The organism is Halorubrum salinum, assembly GCF_024494575.1.
Taxonomy (GTDB): Archaea; Halobacteriota; Halobacteria; order Halobacteriales; family Haloferacaceae; genus Halorubrum; species Halorubrum salinum.
The window spans coordinates 60537-75345 of record NZ_JANHDO010000006.1 but is presented as its reverse complement, the minus strand read 5'-3'; the positions used below and the strand labels follow the sequence as shown (position 1 = coordinate 75345).

The 14809-nt window shown below is 55.5% G+C and carries 15 protein-coding genes and 1 pseudogene; 8 read left to right on the top strand and 8 right to left on the bottom strand.

Annotation, left to right across the window (positions count from 1 at the left end):
- Positions 1-68: 68 nt before the first annotated feature.
- Both NO930_RS13695 and NO930_RS14100 read left to right on the top strand, forming a co-directional pair.
- Complete coding sequence (locus NO930_RS13695) at positions 69-428, top strand: MarR family transcriptional regulator (RefSeq protein ID WP_256403854.1); 360 nt, start codon at positions 69-71, stop codon at positions 426-428.
- A pseudogene (locus NO930_RS14100) lies at positions 425-520 on the top strand (PemK-like protein); the annotation flags it as partial. The gene NO930_RS13695 and the pseudogene NO930_RS14100, both read left to right, overlap by 4 nt.
- A gap of 25 nt (positions 521-545) precedes the next feature.
- Here the strand turns inward: NO930_RS14100 and NO930_RS13690 are convergent.
- A complete protein-coding gene (locus NO930_RS13690) occupies positions 546-1106 on the bottom strand; it encodes a hypothetical protein (RefSeq protein ID WP_256403853.1) in 561 nt (186 codons plus the stop codon).
- Entirely contained in the window at positions 1103-1642 is a 540-nt protein-coding gene (locus tag NO930_RS13685) for a winged helix-turn-helix domain-containing protein (RefSeq protein WP_256403852.1), read from the bottom strand. The genes NO930_RS13690 and NO930_RS13685 overlap by 4 nt, the downstream gene beginning before the upstream one ends.
- A 183-nt stretch (positions 1643-1825) precedes the next feature.
- Here NO930_RS13685 and NO930_RS13680 point away from each other — a divergent pair, with 183 nt between their 5' ends.
- Positions 1826-2938 (top strand): transposase, encoded by a 1113-nt coding sequence (locus tag NO930_RS13680; RefSeq protein WP_256403851.1) that lies wholly within the window; start codon positions 1826-1828, stop codon positions 2936-2938.
- Between the two features lie 258 nt (positions 2939-3196).
- On the opposite strand, the gene lrp is transcribed toward NO930_RS13680, so the two are convergent.
- The gene (gene lrp / locus NO930_RS13675; RefSeq protein WP_256403850.1) at positions 3197-3652 is read right to left on the bottom strand and encodes an HTH-type transcriptional regulator Lrp; all 456 of its coding nucleotides are present in this window, start codon (positions 3650-3652) and stop codon (positions 3197-3199) included.
- A gap of 82 nt (positions 3653-3734) precedes the next feature.
- On the opposite strand from lrp, the gene NO930_RS13670 reads away from it, so the two are divergent.
- From NO930_RS13670 to NO930_RS13655, 4 genes are all read left to right on the top strand, one after another.
- Positions 3735-4055 carry a hypothetical protein gene (locus NO930_RS13670; RefSeq protein ID WP_256403849.1) on the top strand — a complete coding sequence of 107 codons (321 nt, stop codon included), beginning with the start codon at positions 3735-3737 and terminating at the stop codon, positions 4053-4055.
- 407 nt (positions 4056-4462) lie between these two features.
- Positions 4463-4720, top strand: a complete 258-nt coding sequence (locus NO930_RS13665) for a HalOD1 output domain-containing protein (protein ID WP_256403848.1) — start codon at positions 4463-4465, stop codon at positions 4718-4720.
- A gap of 392 nt (positions 4721-5112) precedes the next feature.
- On the top strand, positions 5113-6963 hold the full coding sequence (locus NO930_RS13660) for a CARDB domain-containing protein (RefSeq protein WP_256403847.1): 1851 nt from the start codon (positions 5113-5115) through the stop codon (positions 6961-6963).
- 324 nt (positions 6964-7287) lie between these two features.
- A complete protein-coding gene (locus tag NO930_RS13655; protein WP_256403846.1) occupies positions 7288-7848 on the top strand; it encodes a redoxin domain-containing protein in 561 nt (186 codons plus the stop codon).
- Between the two features lie 415 nt (positions 7849-8263).
- Here the strand turns inward: NO930_RS13655 and NO930_RS13650 are convergent, their stop codons facing one another.
- The 5 genes from NO930_RS13650 to NO930_RS13630 all read right to left on the bottom strand — a co-directional run bounded on the left by NO930_RS13650 (position 8264) and on the right by NO930_RS13630 (position 13015).
- On the bottom strand, positions 8264-8524 hold the full coding sequence (locus NO930_RS13650; RefSeq protein ID WP_256403845.1) for a hypothetical protein: 261 nt from the start codon (positions 8522-8524) through the stop codon (positions 8264-8266).
- Positions 8525-8849: 325 nt separating this feature from the next.
- The gene (locus NO930_RS13645; protein WP_256403844.1) at positions 8850-9338 is read right to left on the bottom strand and encodes a peroxiredoxin family protein; all 489 of its coding nucleotides are present in this window, start codon (positions 9336-9338) and stop codon (positions 8850-8852) included.
- Positions 9339-9797: 459 nt separating this feature from the next.
- Positions 9798-10352, bottom strand: a complete 555-nt coding sequence (locus NO930_RS13640; protein ID WP_256403843.1) for a redoxin domain-containing protein — start codon at positions 10350-10352, stop codon at positions 9798-9800.
- Between the two features lie 163 nt (positions 10353-10515).
- A complete protein-coding gene (locus NO930_RS13635; RefSeq protein WP_256403842.1) occupies positions 10516-11901 on the bottom strand; it encodes a PAS domain-containing sensor histidine kinase in 1386 nt (461 codons plus the stop codon).
- Between the two features lie 355 nt (positions 11902-12256).
- Positions 12257-13015 carry a sensor histidine kinase gene (locus NO930_RS13630; protein ID WP_256403841.1) on the bottom strand — a complete coding sequence of 253 codons (759 nt, stop codon included), beginning with the start codon at positions 13013-13015 and terminating at the stop codon, positions 12257-12259.
- Positions 13016-13862: 847 nt separating this feature from the next.
- Here NO930_RS13630 and NO930_RS13625 point away from each other — a divergent pair.
- Positions 13863-14711 carry a hypothetical protein gene (locus NO930_RS13625; protein WP_256403840.1) on the top strand — a complete coding sequence of 283 codons (849 nt, stop codon included), beginning with the start codon at positions 13863-13865 and terminating at the stop codon, positions 14709-14711.
- Positions 14712-14809 lie beyond the last annotated feature (98 nt).

Sequence of the window (14809 nt, the reverse complement as noted above, 5' to 3'; positions counted from 1 at the left end):
CGGAAACTCACTACCCCAAATAACAAACACACCAAACAGCTATGTCCCAACAGTTCCAACAGTAGTCTATGTCAAGCGGCACCATCGATATCGATGAGTTCGAGGACGCCGACCCCGATGAGTTCGAGGAGCGGAATGATACCGAGCGGATCGTGCTGTTCCTCGACGAGCACGATGACCGTGCGTGGAAGGCGGCGACGATCGCCGAGCGACTTGGCTTGGAGACCGACGCTGTCAGCGCGCTCCTCTCGCGCCTGAAGGAACGCGGACTCGTGCGGCACAAGCGCCCGTACTGGGCAATCACGAACGATGAGGAACGGCTCCAGTCTGCCTACCAACTGCATCGACACCACGAGCGGGCGGATGATCAGTACGGTGAGGAGCGGCTCGAAAACCTCCAGACAGAGGAGTTGGAGGACGTGCAGTGACTGCGTTCGAAGATCTGGAACGCGGTGACATCGTGTGGGTGACCGACCCGCTCTCGGAGAAAGGGCGCCCAGTACTCGTGCTGGGAACTCCTTGATTCTCGAACCGCGGTACCCAACTCAGGCCTGCTGAAGCCGATCCGCGATGAGTTCGAGGGCCTCCCAGAGAACACCGACCGGCGCTGTCGCTACAAGCGATACTTCGTCGTAGTCGTACTCGTCGGTTGGTGACGCCCGCTCCTGATAGTGGAGGTGGCCGTTGACGTGGGGATTCGGTTCGAGATGGACGCCGCAGTCGAATCCCGACGCCTCGCTATAGTGGATTTTGAAGTTCGACATGAGTGATGTCCGACGGCGGTCGTCGAGACTCGTCTCCGGTGGAAGGTGAGGATTCGGCTGCCACGTCACCCGTAGCGATGCCGATTCACCATCGCGCCCCAACTGTGCTGGGTCGACGTCCGCCTCAATTTCAGCATACTGACCGTCCGGGCTCCCCCACGCGGAATTGATGGCTGGATGGTGTTCGAGTTGCTCGCGCAGCGAGCGCAGAATCCGGTGACGCTTCTCAACGGCTTCCTGCGGCGACTCCCACCCGCCATCCGGCCGCTGTGGCTGGCGGCCGAACGCATTATCGACGGTCGGCTGCTCACTTCCGTCATCATCGTCGCCCGCGCTGGTCATGCGGATGCCGGTGGACGGGCAGTATACGTCTCGTAGTGATCGATCGCATCCCGAAGCAGCGAGAGTTGGTACTGTGCGGACTCCCAATCGGCCGCGATACGCAGCCGCTGTTGGGCGTCGTCGACCGAGACGTCTCCCGTGACGGATGCACGAAGCGACCGCGGTGACTCGACATCATACGCCGCTTTCCAGGACTCGAGATCTGCTTGGATGGCTGTTGCCTGTTGCGTGAGGTCAGCTTCGGAGTTCTCTGCGACGAGCTCCTGTATCGCAGTCAGGCGCGTGTAGATCGGGTCCGGATAGTACGTCTTGCCTCGTGCTGACTCGTCGGTGACGAGCACACCGAGGTCGACGAGACGTTCGAGATGGTTCCGCGTCGTCGGCTCAGAGACATGTGCTTCATCAGCGATCCAGCCCGCTGTCCGAGGCTCCTCAATAGACGACGAAACCGACCGCACTCGGTCGAATCCCGTTGTTGCGTCCTTCCACCGCGAGACATATGCTGGTTCGTCTTCTCCATCGCGAGAGTCCGCCATGTCCACCACGACGTGGCGAAGAAATATAATATTTTCCCAGCCAATATAATCTATCTCTTGTCGTCCCAGAGTAGATTTCTAACCGTGAACGTTAATATCCCAACGCGGTCGAGAATTCTCGCCCTTCACAGTAGTTGCCGAACCTGACTGAGACTCTTCACGCTAGGCTGTGTTGGTCAACAGATGGTCCAGACAGCTGAGGCGAAACAGGTCTGCCGTGCCGCGTCGACGCTGCTGTTTCCAGCGCTCGAATTCGGCGTGAAACCGTGTGGCAAGTACACGAGAGAGGATTTCCAAGAAATCCTCTCTCGGATTGCTTTTGATCAGGAGTTCGCAAATACGGGTGGGAAAACGCTCCAGCTTGATCGTGACGAACACGTCGATATCACCGCTACTGCGCGTAATTCGCTCGCTAAATCGTTGCTGTATCACTTGCGTAATCTCTCAGCAGACGCCATCACGGACCAGTTCGATGGCGTCCGAGATCGACTGTTCGAAGTCCTTCGGTCTCAACGCCGACTTCCTGCGTTCGTCGATGTTGCCATCGATCTCCACGAGTGGCGCTTCTACGGCTCTGCCGATACTGAACACGTCCTAACCACGTATCCAGATCTCGGAACGAACAAAGCGTTTTGTTTCGCAACACTGTGTATCGTCGCTCCTCGCACGCGATTTACGCTTGCGGTGGTCCCGATGGACGCGAACGGCTTTCGCGCCAAGCGCGACGCCGTTCGCTCCTTGCTCGAGACAGCTAAACAGTACGTCTCTATTCGACACGTCTACCTCGACCGTGGATTCTACCAAGTCCACGTTGTCGCAGAGTTAGAACGGCAGGATGTCGATTATATCGTACGTGCACGGCCGAGTAGTGGAATGAAAGACCGTCTCAGCGCCGGCGCTGAGACGGTTGCTGACGAGTACACGATGCAGCGAAATCGCAAACCAACGGCATCAGTAGATGTCTCAGTCTTCGCGGTTCCGCACCGCACAAGCGAAGACGAGCACGTCTGGTTTGTGACGAGTTTGGACGTAGATTCGTCGACAGCGAACGCGTACGCGGCGGCATTTCGCCGCCGCTGGGGGATCGAAACGTCATATCGACAGCTCGGCGATTTCCTCCCGAGAACGTCGTCGCCGACGTTCTCGGTGCGACTGTTCTACTTTCTGTTCGCGGTCTCGTTGTACAATCTGTGGGTGCTAGCCAACGTGTTAGCTTCAGCTGAAACAGTCCCAGAGACACCGCTGATCTCAACGCGGATTTTCCGCAGATTCGTTCTCTCGACAGACTACGGCTGAGTCCACCTCGGATCTGACCGGGATAACCGGTGAGTACGCCTTATCGCGGAGAGGCATCGCTCGGGAACGCCGCTAGCGCGGCGTTCCCTCGCTCTCTCACTACATCTGTCACCGCGAAATCCACTACGATCGTGAAATGCGCAAACTCAACGGCGTGGTTAGTACGGAGCAAGATTTGATTCGGCAACTACTGTTCAGGCGGGGAGAATGTCAATTGGTTGGCAACCACGCGGCTGCGAGAACTGCTACCTCACTACCCTAGTCGTTAGCAACGCTGAATTGCTCGTATTCTTTCACCGCATTCAACACAACGCTTGTATTCGATTCCTGGACGTCTGCATCGGCCACGATCCGCTTGATCTGGTCGTTCATATCTTCTGTATCCCGGAATTTCCCAATCGCGATGATGTCGTAGTCCCCGGTCGTTTCGTAGACGCTCACGGTCTGCGATTCGTTGTGCAGTGTCTCCGTAATATCTGGGAGCCCCGGCCCCTCAACTTTAAGCTGGAGAATAGCGGTCACGTCATAGCCGAGTCGCCCGTAGTTGACAATCGGTGTATACCCCGTAATGGCCCCGGCTTCCTCCAGATCGTCTAGGTGATTCGAAATGGTCGTCACAGAGACATCAAGCTGCTCGGCGAGACTCCGCAAACTCTGCCGCCCGTTTCCAAGTAGTGCATTCACTAGCTCTGTGTCGAGATTGTCGTACGTCACTGATACGTCTCTATTTGAACCACCTATAAGAGTGTTAGTTACTGTCACAATATTTCAGCAACGGCACCCCAGCGCCATCGGGGTGCAAACGGCGCCCGGAACCAGCATTCCAATCGAGGCAGTCGGCGACGTCGAATGCGGCCCCGTGAGCATCGCTGGCGAGTGGGTCGACGACTGGGAGCCCACAAGTTTGGCCATCAGCCAAGTCGGGCTGCTCGCGGATGACACCGGCCAGATCAAAGTGACCATCTGGCGAAAATCGGACCAGCCACGCATCGATGAAGGTGAGCGCGTCCGGCTGGCCAACGCGAACACAAGCTGGTACGCGGGCCGCGTGTCGGTGGCGCTGACGCGGCGCGCCCGGGTCGGATTCCCCGAGCGCGACCGGTGGTGGGACAGGTAGGCCAACATCACCCTTTTTTGTCATGCGATCGCTGTGGTGGATGGCCGATCGTCGCAGCGGGACCCACTGATCGGTGTGTCCGCACCATCCAGCCACGTCCCACCACCCCACCCACCGCTCCGTGCTCGCTCCGCGGTCGCTGCGCGCGCAGCCACAACCGAGACACAGCTCTCACGGATTAGCGCCACACCACCGCTCCAATACAAACAGGATAGTAACCAACAACGACAGCGAACACGGTTGGTTAACAGACCGAGAGTGTGTTTCTAGCGGTAAGAGGAACGTCCGGTACCGTTCTCAGATGTGAGCACTGCCCGATCTTTTGACCTCCAGCGACCGCTACAGTCGGCTTGCCGCACTTGCACAGTTTTAATTGCTTGTGGGCCGACCTACTAATTAAACGCAGCATGGACCACTCCAGCTCAGGTAACTCAGGTGCATCCTCAGATCTCCTTGTCGAACTCGTCGAGACACTCGAAGCCAACGGGCTGGGGCGCGATTCGTATCAGCTCTACGATTCTATCGACGTTGAGGCACTCGACCAACTAGTCGAGTCATCTGCCAGCGCGATCGACGTCCGGGTTACTGTGGAGGGGATTCATCTCTCCATCACCCAAGATGGCGTCGAAGTCATCGACAAGCCGGCCAACATCCCACCTCAGTAGCGCGAGCGGCCGCCTCTCTGGACGAGGGGAACCTCTCGCGTGAGACCGTCGACCATTATATGATGGACCAGAGACGTCTGCGATGGAATGTCTGACCTTGTAATCCGGTCTCTCTATGAGCACGACTAGGATTTAAGGAATTGCTATCGAAAGGACTGTCTGTGCACAAGGACTGTAATTTGAAACGTCGGACGTCGATATACCTCCTTGTCGGAGTCCTTGTTCTGAGCGCGTGTCCACCGGCAGCAGCAGCTGTCGGTTCAACCAGTCAGGAGCGACCACTCGCATCTAACAATTCGATTTCGACGGTTCCGCTAGAAGCGTCCCAAGCTACCTCCTCAGCCACAGCCCGAACGATAGAACTCACCCAAGAGTTAGAACGGACGCCAGAAATGCCGGGTGAAATCGTCGTCACACTCCAGTATTCGGTGCCTACCGATGTCGTAGACGTCCAAACTCGAGTGCCTCCGCGGGCAACCGTTACGGCGACGGACGGCTTCATACAGCGTGATGGCAGAGAGTATCGCTGGGATCGACAGACAGCCACCCCGACCCTCACGTACCGGTTGTCAGTCAACGAGACGCTAGACTTCACGGGCCCCATCGCGGGGAATGGTGACTACACGTTTGTCGATCGTGGTGATTGGGCACTGATGCGTGTGCCGGCAACAGCGACGGGATGGAGCTGGACTGGGGGCGGAACCGTCGGACTGTCCCGCGAGACGACAACCGCCGGCCCCGGCGCCGTCGGTGATTCGATGGCGTATCTGGGTGAGCACCGCGAAGTCACCCGGACAGCCAACGGGCAGACCTTCAGATTGATCATCCCTGCACGGGCCGAGCTTGCCGAATCACCGACGCGTATCCTGGATTCGATGGCAGCGGCCTCACACACCTTGCAGGTCGGCGATCGTGACGAGACTGTTTTTATGATTGCTGCCCCGACCGAATCGACTCGCTGGGGCGTCCGTGGCCTCCAGACCGGTGATTCGGACGTCTGGGTCCGTGATAGCGAACGCCTCGATACGGCGGATAACACCTGGCTCCACGAGTACGTCCACACCCGCCAGGGCTACACTGCCAGTACTGACGTGCGCTGGTTCACCGAAGCGAGTGCAACGTATTACGCGGCGTTGTTGACGCTCCAACAGGATCGAATCGGGTTCCAGGCATTTCGGGATCGATTAGCCCTTGGGACACGAACGCCGGACAGATCAGCAGTCCTCGCTGACCCGACAACGTGGGACACGATCGCCCCCTACACGAAGGGTGCATTAGTCGCGGGGGAACTGGATCGACAGACGCGGCAGACGACCGCACAGACACAGTCACTGCAGGATGTACTCAGCCGGATGAACACCCAGAATGCGCCTGTGACCGGATCAGAGTTCCGCGAGATGGTACGCCAAATCGGCGGCGACGACACAGTAACGCTGACCGACCGGTACACGTCGACTCGAGAGATTCCTTCGACGTGGGATCAACAGACACACGAGCAGGTGTTCGGTGCCACACCGGCACGCATCGGGTACACGCTTTCCGATCCAGAGAATACAGCAAGCTACCGTGTGAGTGGTCCGTACCGGACAGAGGCCGCCGGTATGGATCGGCCGATTAGACTCGCAACTGGCGAAACCCTTAGCTTCGAGGTCACAGCGTCAAATACAGGTGGGACAGCGGGCGAATATGATGCGCGAGTGCAGGTGAATGGGAAGCAGACGGATCGCCAGCAAGGTCGTCTCGCACCGGGTGCGACAACGACGCTGACGTTCTCTCATACCTTCGCTACGGCAGGTGAATACCGTGTAGCCGTTGGAGGGAGTCACGTTGCCGTGAGTGTTCGAATGCCCGCACAGCCGACTGTCACGTCGATTACAGCCCAGGAGACCACGACGACAGGGCCAGCCACCTATGCAGTCGAGATTATCGCGACGATACAGAACGACCACACCTACCCAGCAGCAGGAAATTTCACACTCTATCAAAACGGAAAACCACTCGCGACACAACGAGTCCAGCTCGCCCCAAACGAGGAGCGCACAATTAGCTACAACGCGACTGTCGAAGAGGCGGGCGAACACATATACCGACTTGGGGGACAGCAAGCGACGGTAACGATCGCGCCAGCGGCACCGCCCACCCCCGATTCGGAAACGACGTCGACGGAGAGCCCTGGGTTCGGAGTCGGAGTCACACTACTTGCAATCGTGAGTCTCATCATCGTACTTGTCCGCAAGCAGTGACATCCGCTCACGGCTACAGCCGTGGGGGTCCCCTCCTGGGGGAGGACCCACGGCACTGAACAGGTGCGCAGGTTCATCATCGCGGCAGACGATGCTCTGCGTTTCGGGCTGTGCCAGTCCAGCCCGCCTCGGACAGCGGTTTCGAAAGCGTGCCCAAGGCTCGTTTGCCGATGGTCAGCGGACCATTCCTGTCTGTCTTATACAGACTGCAAGGTGAATACATCCGTCTTTAGGGGGTGATGAAACCGGTATAGGGTCACCGATCGACATCTAACAGATGGTCTCCGACACAGCCTTTATATTGATCTCCTGTGTCTATTAGGTATGTTACAACTTGGAGACACTGCCCCTGATTTCAGTTTGCCTGGGATCCGAGAGGGCGAAAAAGAGGAATTTCACCTGACTGAAGCGACGAACGCTGGCAACTATGTGATATTGTTTTTTTATCCAGCCGATTTTAGTCCGGTTTGTACACCAGAAATGTGTGCAATTCGCGATTCGGAATTTTTTGAGTTTACGCCGAATGTACTTCCGTGGGGGGTTTCAGGGGATACATCGTATGCACACAAGGCGTTCGCTGCACAGTATGGCCTCAACTTCCCGCTTCTCTCAGATACGGACCGATCCGTCGCTGAATTGTACAACGTCCGATATGAAGAGTGGGAAGGACACCGGAGTATCCCCAAACGCGGCGTGTTCCTCGTTGATCCCCAACAACGGCTGCGGTATGTGTGGACTAATGAGGATGCATATGTAGCCCCTGAGTTGTGGCCTCTAAAAGAAGCGCTTGATGAAGCGATTGCATCTGGCGAACTCGAGACTGACGCTAGTACGGACTCGCTTGATCCAGATTATGATGAGTACGATATTGAACAGCTAGATTGACACCTGCTGATTACTGGACGTAGAATTCAATATACGTCTAACCACCCTCAGTGGAAAGGTCCACCACCTGTACGTGGCTGGTGTTTATCATTCTGCGGAGGTTGTCGTTGAGCGAAGATTCCTTCGCAAGCAGGACTGTTGCCTGGAACGCACTACCAGTCTGTTTGGTATCGATGATTTTGACGCCAGATGATTCTGAGAGACAGCGCTCAAAATTTCTGGCACGTGTTTTGTCGAAAGAAGTTAGTCCGGGAATTAAATCACGTAACGCCATGACTGTGCGGTACGCGTCATAATGCGGTGAAGGCAGTTGAGTATTATCATTCACCTAATTCGCTCCCTCTGTAACAGTTCGCTGTAACTCCCACCGTTAGTGAGGGTGTCAGCAATCATGACTCATTTCGTGTTCAACTAGCTATTCAACCCGATGGCGCTGAATTCTGTACGCAAGTATTAGCGGCCGGTAGCCAGCAACAAAAGCAAACGCCGCAAGCAGGTAGACAAACTTGTAGTTCGCGGGTGCGACAACCGGCTCACCACCAGGATACAGCCCCAAGAGCCCGATAACCGCAGCGGTTGAGAGTAGCGCCGTGACGCTACGGATCGCATTCAGTACCACACGCGTCGGGGAGATCTCCATTACCCTGCTTCTGGACTCCTTGTCGTCGCTTCCCATAGATCAGTCGCCGTTCGCACCAGTAATTTCGACGACACGCCGATCCGGCTGCCGGGGTCCTACAGGTTCGCTTCTATCAGACTGCATCTGACTCAATTGTTCCGAATCGTGATAACAATCGAGTGTCGACTCTCCATCAGATCCTGTCCGAAGGGTACAGAACAATCGCCCCGCAATAGTAAGCTCCGCTGCGACCGCCCCATCTTGGATCTGAAGTTGATTGATCGTCGCGTCATCATGTGTATTATCCGCGTAGCTAAGCGTGACAGGCCCACCCTCATTATCAAGAAGTGTGTCAAGCATATTCACGGAAGCTGCTCGGCAGTTACACTACCCCAAGTTCGTTGAGAACATCCGACAGATCCGCGATTGGATCTGTTCGCCACTCATCCCAATTGTCGTCAGCTTGCCACCAGTAACGGATGGTCCGATTAGCATCAATAAGCACAACTCCGCGTTTTGGCCGTCGACGTCCATTTTCAGTTTCTGCGAGCATCCCGAACATCTCATAGATGTCTTTGTCAGCATCGTGAATGAGCGGATACGACAGCCCGTTCTCTTCGATGAATTTCAGGTGACTGTACGGGCCATCTGTGGAGATCCCCAGAACCCGAACGCTATCATTAAATGTAAGAAACTCAGTACCATTCACTTCACACATTTGGCTCTTACAGACCGGACTGAAGTCGTGAACGTAGAAGACAAACGCTGTCGGCCGTCCGTCAGCGTACTCAGAGAGTGTAAGTTCACGGATTTCATCTCCTTGGGCAGCTTCTGCTGAGAAATCAGACACCGTATCCCCGACGTTTACCATTATTGTATTGTATGTTACCCTCCCGATTATTAATATATCCGGTGGCGGGGATATTGAATCTGGCAATTTGGCTGTGGACAAAGCATTACCATAGCAATTCCTTATACAGTTGCCACGATTATTACACCAATCAAACATTCATTTAATTATAGTTTTGATCATCTAATAGTGAATTGTATCTCCCACGAACTGACAGCCACTCACGAGTACAGCAGGCGGTGGTCGTCGACAGCACGATGCGACAGCATGGCGGCATGAGAGCTCACCTGGATTCTAATTGAGACCGGATAGTCACTTCGTCGCCAACACGCATACTGTACTGATACAATACGGGAGAAAGTGACTCGGCTGGGAGACCGGCTATAGCTATGTGCCCCCTGTAGCAAAGTGGATTGGGACCTGCTGGGTATCTGATCTTGAGGTGTACATGATCTGTTTCGAAAAAATCCACCCGGCTATCTACGAAGTCTGGCCAAGAGATTCCTCGTATTCGATGGCAAGCTCGATATCCGTATCGTCGACGGCATCCTGTTCGGTAGCCAGCCGGTCAAGCGCCTCCTTGACCGGGAAGAAATCGGGCTTTTCGAGGGCATCATCCGTCGACCATGCGTATCGAACCGTTTGTGTAGAGTCAATTAGGAACACGGCCCGTTGTGGGACAGACTCGTGATTCTCCCACTCATCATAACAGACATCGTATGCGGCAGCAACACTCCCATCGCTGTCGCTGAGTAAGGGGAAATTCAATCCGTACTCCGCACCAAATGCTTGGTGTGAATACGTACTATCCCCTGATGCTGCCCACACGTCGAGCTGGGGCGTGAATTCAAACCATTCAGCGTCGCGGATCGCGCACAGTTCGTTGGTACAGACCGGGCTGAAATCGAATGGATAGAACAGGAGGAGCACAGCCCGATCCTGGTCAGTTGCGTCCGCGAGGCTGAACGTCTCGACCGTGTCATCAACGACCCCAGGGAGAGTGAACGTGGGGGCAGAATCGCCTTTCGTAACCATGAGAGTCGCTCACAACTATTATATTGTTACATACTGAAGTATTTCGTGCCGTCTTGTTCAGCGTTTAGTGAAGGTCGAGACAGTCATCCCGACAACTCACTAGCTTATGGGCCACCGAACAACAGCGAGATTTCACCCATCGGTGAGCCTGTGTCAGGATACCCTACTCACCGTCAGAGCCGGTCGTAACGCCAGCAAATTCGAACCGGGCGCCACCGTCCGCACTCGGTGTGATGGCGACCTCCCATCCGTGGGCGTCGGCAATTTCCTGGACAATATTGAGGCCAAAGCCCGTTCCATCGGTCGTAGTCGAGTACCCTGGCTTGAACACCTGAGTGCGTTTCTCGGCCGGAATCCCGGGTCCGTCATCAGCAACATAGAAGCCATCATCCCGCTCAGCTACTCTCACCGTCACGTCCCCGTAACCGTGCTCCAAGGCATTTCGAATGAGATTCTCGAGGAGTTGTTTGAGCCGGCTCCGATCCGCGTGGATCGTCTGTTCTGTCTCAACGACGAGCGTCGCATCTGCGTTCTCGACAGAGTTCCAGCACTCCTCGGTCACGGCCGCGAGATTGACGGGGCTAACCTCGCCAACACGGCCCCCCTCGCGGGCGAGCGTCAGTAGATCCTCAAGCAACGTTTGACAGCGGTCGAGTGCGGTCGCTGCATCATCGAGATGGTCACTCTCGCACTCGTCTTGAGCCAGCTCCAAGCGTCCTTGGACGACATTTAATGGGTTCCGGAGATCGTGACTGACGACGCGAGCAAACTCATCCAACTGCTCATTTTTTCGCTGGAGTTCGCGTTCATCGTGCTTGCGCTCAGTGATATCGCGTACGACACAGATGATCCGCCCATCGTCGGTAAAACTCAAGGAGAGTTCTTGGGGGAACGTACTCCCATCCTTGCGAATGCCGACCGCTTCGCCTCGCCAGCTATGCTCGTCGAACAAGGCCGGCATCACAGTTTCTTCGAATCGGGTGGTCTCGTCGTCAGTGTAGCACATCCGCCACGTCTCACCGAGGAACGCATCCGGTGTCTCGTAGCCGTAGATATCAGCGTGCGCCTGGTTCACAAACGCGTATTCCTCATTAGTGTCGAGTATTGCCATCCCGTCGATGGAGGCCTCCATCGCTGTTGATCGGACCTGTAGATCTCGTTCCCGTTCTTTGTGCTCGGAAATATCCCGGATCACACCTGCGGTCCCTGCTCCTAGGTCAGTGTCATCATGCTCTGGGAGGAGCTGGCACCGAATTTCACAGGGGATGTGCTCATTATCGGCGGTTTGTAGTTCCGTTTCTGTGTAGCCAAATTCGATCTCTCCCGCCTCAAGCTGGTCGCGGTTCCACGTTCCTCCCTCGATGGCGGCTTCATCGAAGAGGCGTGAGGCGTGTGCTCCGAGCAATTCCTCGCGGTCGTATCCAGTGACGTCTGCCATTGCCCCGTTGACGAACGTAAAGTGAAGTTCAGAATCCAACACATACACCATATCAGGGACAGTATCGAGGATAGTCGAATGCTGTCCGTTCTCTAGCCTATCCTCGCTCATACGAAACCATTCAAATCACTGAGTGAAAATGATTGTACTACTACGTACCACGGTATTGATCTCTCTGGCCTAGCCTAGTAGGACGAAACGTATGATACGTGAGTTACCGACTTTGGAAGCCCTCGGCCGCTCGACGTCCCGCGACCGCGCGAGATTCCGTCTCGGTGGCCCTCGTTCGCTGCGCTCGCGAGGACGCCGCTGCGCGCCTCGTGGCTGCGGTGCTTGCGGGGTCGGGGGACGGCCGAGACGCCCTCGCCCTTTCTGAGTCCGCCAGGAGAGTGCCTGGATCAGCGAACAGAAAGGAGCTGATATACGCGGATCCTGTCACGATGGCCGGCACTTATTGCTTCTGTGGCTATGATCGGGTTATCCACTCAACATCGGTCACCAGAATCCGTGCTCCTCCATTAACACTTTCAGCAACGGAAACTGTCCAATCGTGGGCGTGAGCGATATTGGCGACGATGGCAAGCCCAAAGCCGGTGTTGTCAGCCGCTGTTGAGAACCCACTCTTGAAGACATCATCACGATCTTCCTCGGGGATACCCGGGCCGTCGTCCTCCACGTAGAATCCATTTTCAAGCTCACCTACGGTTATCGTTACAGTTTCCCCACCATGCTCAACTGCATTCCGAAACAAATTTTCAAACAGCCGTTGGAGCTGCCCGGTATCGGCAGCGATTACTCCGTCGAGATTCGTAACAAGCGTCCCCTCATCCGTTTCGACATGGTCCCAGCTTTGATTGACGACTGACTCAATTTCGATGGGTTGCCGATCGACAGTGATTTGCTGCGTCTGTGTCAACTCGTGAATATTCCTGATCAGGGCCTCCATTCGATTGTGTGCGTCTTTCATCTGTGCAAGATGGGCACGATCTCCGTCTCGCTGGAATAATTCGAGCCGTCCCTGCGCAACATTCAGCGGATTCCGTAGGTCATGAGAGACCATCGAGGTAAATTCGTCAAGACGCTCGTTTTGCTGTTGTAACTGCTGTGTTTTTTGCTGTAACTGACGTCGTTGGGTAAGAGACAGTCCGTAGTAATGCCCGTAGATAAGCCCGAACAGCGCACCACCTAACATCATCTCAGTGATGAGGATCAGTGGATCGATCATCGTCACACCAAGCGTTTGCTGTCCCCAAATGATGCTCGCCGCTGTAAGTGCAAACAACATTGCCAACAGGACGCTCCCAGTCGAACTCGTGATGAGTAATGTGTCTCCGTACCGATGGTTGTAATATCGAGAGGTATAGACCAGAAGGACGGCCGTGACGAACGGCGGAAAGAGCGTTCCGACTCCGACGAATACCACCGACGAAGAGGCACTACTGAGCAGCGTACGAATCCCAACAACGGGGCCAACGAGGGAGAGTACTGCGAGAATACTAGCTCCCACCAACCGGGGCCTGTCAACGAATTCGTTATGCTTCACTATGCTATTCGTCAGATATGACTCTAGTCAAATAAGCATAATAGTTCCGTGCACCCCACAAGACTGGATTTCAACTCAATTCAGAGTCTCAGAATCAACTTGGCATCGAATATCGTCCGTGTGATCGGCTCCACTGGTAAGCACTAATTTGCCCAGCTTCTTGCGACCAGCCCTCCATTACGATGGTTCCCAAAGTGCAGCTCCGAAAACTTACCAGCATCTCCTGTGTAGGGCACTGGTTTAGTGGAGATAGCATTCCGGATGGACTGCTTGGTCGCCAGTCAGCCTCTTTTCGGTGTGTGCGTGACGGCCCGCCCCGCTCGCCGCTGCCGCCCTCCGCTTGCTCACGGCTCCCTGCGGTCTTGCGGCTCACTGCCTTCGCCGCGCGACCCATTAGTGGTCTCACACCGTTCGACCACCCAGTCGCCGTTCGCACCACGGCGCTTCCTGCGGTCGCGCCGCGCGTCGCTCGCGACCGAGAAGATTCGTCGCCAGACAGATAAAGTAGTCGCGAGGAAGTGCCTGTTACATGTGTGACGAAGATAATTCAGTCGCATCTCCACACGATAATGACGACGAAGAGGAGGGATCCTCATCGACGTTGACTGCGATTCAAACGGCGTACGACAACGACCTGTACAAGAACGGTCTTGCCGAACTACTGAAACCAGCTGTTGGCATCGTGCTATACAGTCTGCCAGCAGTGCTCGTGCTGGCTAGGGTGCAGACTGAGATTCGACCCGGTCTGTTCTCGATATTCTCCGCGATCTGTATTGTCTTCGGTATCAGTTACTATTTCGTGGAAGCGGGGCTTTCCGGCGAGCAAGACCAACTCGCCCAAGTGTACGAGGTTGAGGAACTCCGCGAAGAATGGCCTGTAACGTTCCCTCTCGCAGGGCACTCCCTCTCGTTCAATACCGGCGAGGATCTGACCGAGGCCGAGCTTCAGGTCATGCTCACAGAATACGAAACGATCTCGAAAGAGGCGCGCTATCGTGATCGGCTCATCAACCGTAGCACCTATTTTGCTCTAGCAGTTCTGGCTGGCTTCGGTGCGATTTTCGCACAAGCAGAGTCAAACGAACTGCCTGTGTTGATGATGGTGCTGTCCCTGGCGATGTACGTGTTCTCGATGGCGATAATCAAATACAAGGATGCCAGAGATCCGCTTTGGAAGCGCCAGCGGGATCTTGAACGGTTGGTTCCTACACTCCGAGGGCGGCTCACTACGTATCACACGATTCGGACCCCCTCACGTCGGCTCTTGGATCAATTTAGTATGTCCTCGTTCCTGATCAACATCTATCTCGCTATGACGTTCCTTGCAGTCGTCTCGTACTTCGGGCTCGTCGTCGCCCTGCCGCTGCTCTACCCCTAGTTTCTGTGGCGCTCTTAATGTCATTCTCTTGATTAGAGGTCCCCGATTCGCTAGCCGTCGTCAGTCACGGAGGTCCCCTGAAAGAGGTCCCTCCGGAA

Excerpts from the sequence above, each read along its gene's own strand:
- NO930_RS13695 (WP_256403854.1), top strand. The coding sequence starts at position 69 with ATGTCAAGCGGCACCATCGATATCGATGAGTTCGAGGACGCCGACCCC.
- NO930_RS13690 (WP_256403853.1), bottom strand. The coding sequence starts at position 1,106 with ATGACCAGCGCGGGCGACGATGATGACGGAAGTGAGCAGCCGACCGTC.
- NO930_RS13685 (WP_256403852.1), bottom strand. The coding sequence starts at position 1,642 with ATGGCGGACTCTCGCGATGGAGAAGACGAACCAGCATATGTCTCGCGG.
- NO930_RS13680 (WP_256403851.1), top strand. The coding sequence starts at position 1,826 with ATGGTCCAGACAGCTGAGGCGAAACAGGTCTGCCGTGCCGCGTCGACG.
- NO930_RS13665 (WP_256403848.1), top strand. The coding sequence starts at position 4,463 with ATGGACCACTCCAGCTCAGGTAACTCAGGTGCATCCTCAGATCTCCTT.
- NO930_RS13660 (WP_256403847.1), top strand. The coding sequence starts at position 5,113 with ATGCCGGGTGAAATCGTCGTCACACTCCAGTATTCGGTGCCTACCGAT.
- NO930_RS13655 (WP_256403846.1), top strand. The coding sequence starts at position 7,288 with ATGTTACAACTTGGAGACACTGCCCCTGATTTCAGTTTGCCTGGGATC.
- NO930_RS13650 (WP_256403845.1), bottom strand. The coding sequence starts at position 8,524 with ATGGGAAGCGACGACAAGGAGTCCAGAAGCAGGGTAATGGAGATCTCC.
- NO930_RS13645 (WP_256403844.1), bottom strand. The coding sequence starts at position 9,338 with ATGGTAAACGTCGGGGATACGGTGTCTGATTTCTCAGCAGAAGCTGCC.
- NO930_RS13640 (WP_256403843.1), bottom strand. The coding sequence starts at position 10,352 with ATGGTTACGAAAGGCGATTCTGCCCCCACGTTCACTCTCCCTGGGGTC.
- NO930_RS13635 (WP_256403842.1), bottom strand. The coding sequence starts at position 11,901 with ATGAGCGAGGATAGGCTAGAGAACGGACAGCATTCGACTATCCTCGAT.
- NO930_RS13630 (WP_256403841.1), bottom strand. The coding sequence starts at position 13,015 with ATGATCGATCCACTGATCCTCATCACTGAGATGATGTTAGGTGGTGCG.
- NO930_RS13625 (WP_256403840.1), top strand. The coding sequence starts at position 13,863 with ATGTGTGACGAAGATAATTCAGTCGCATCTCCACACGATAATGACGAC.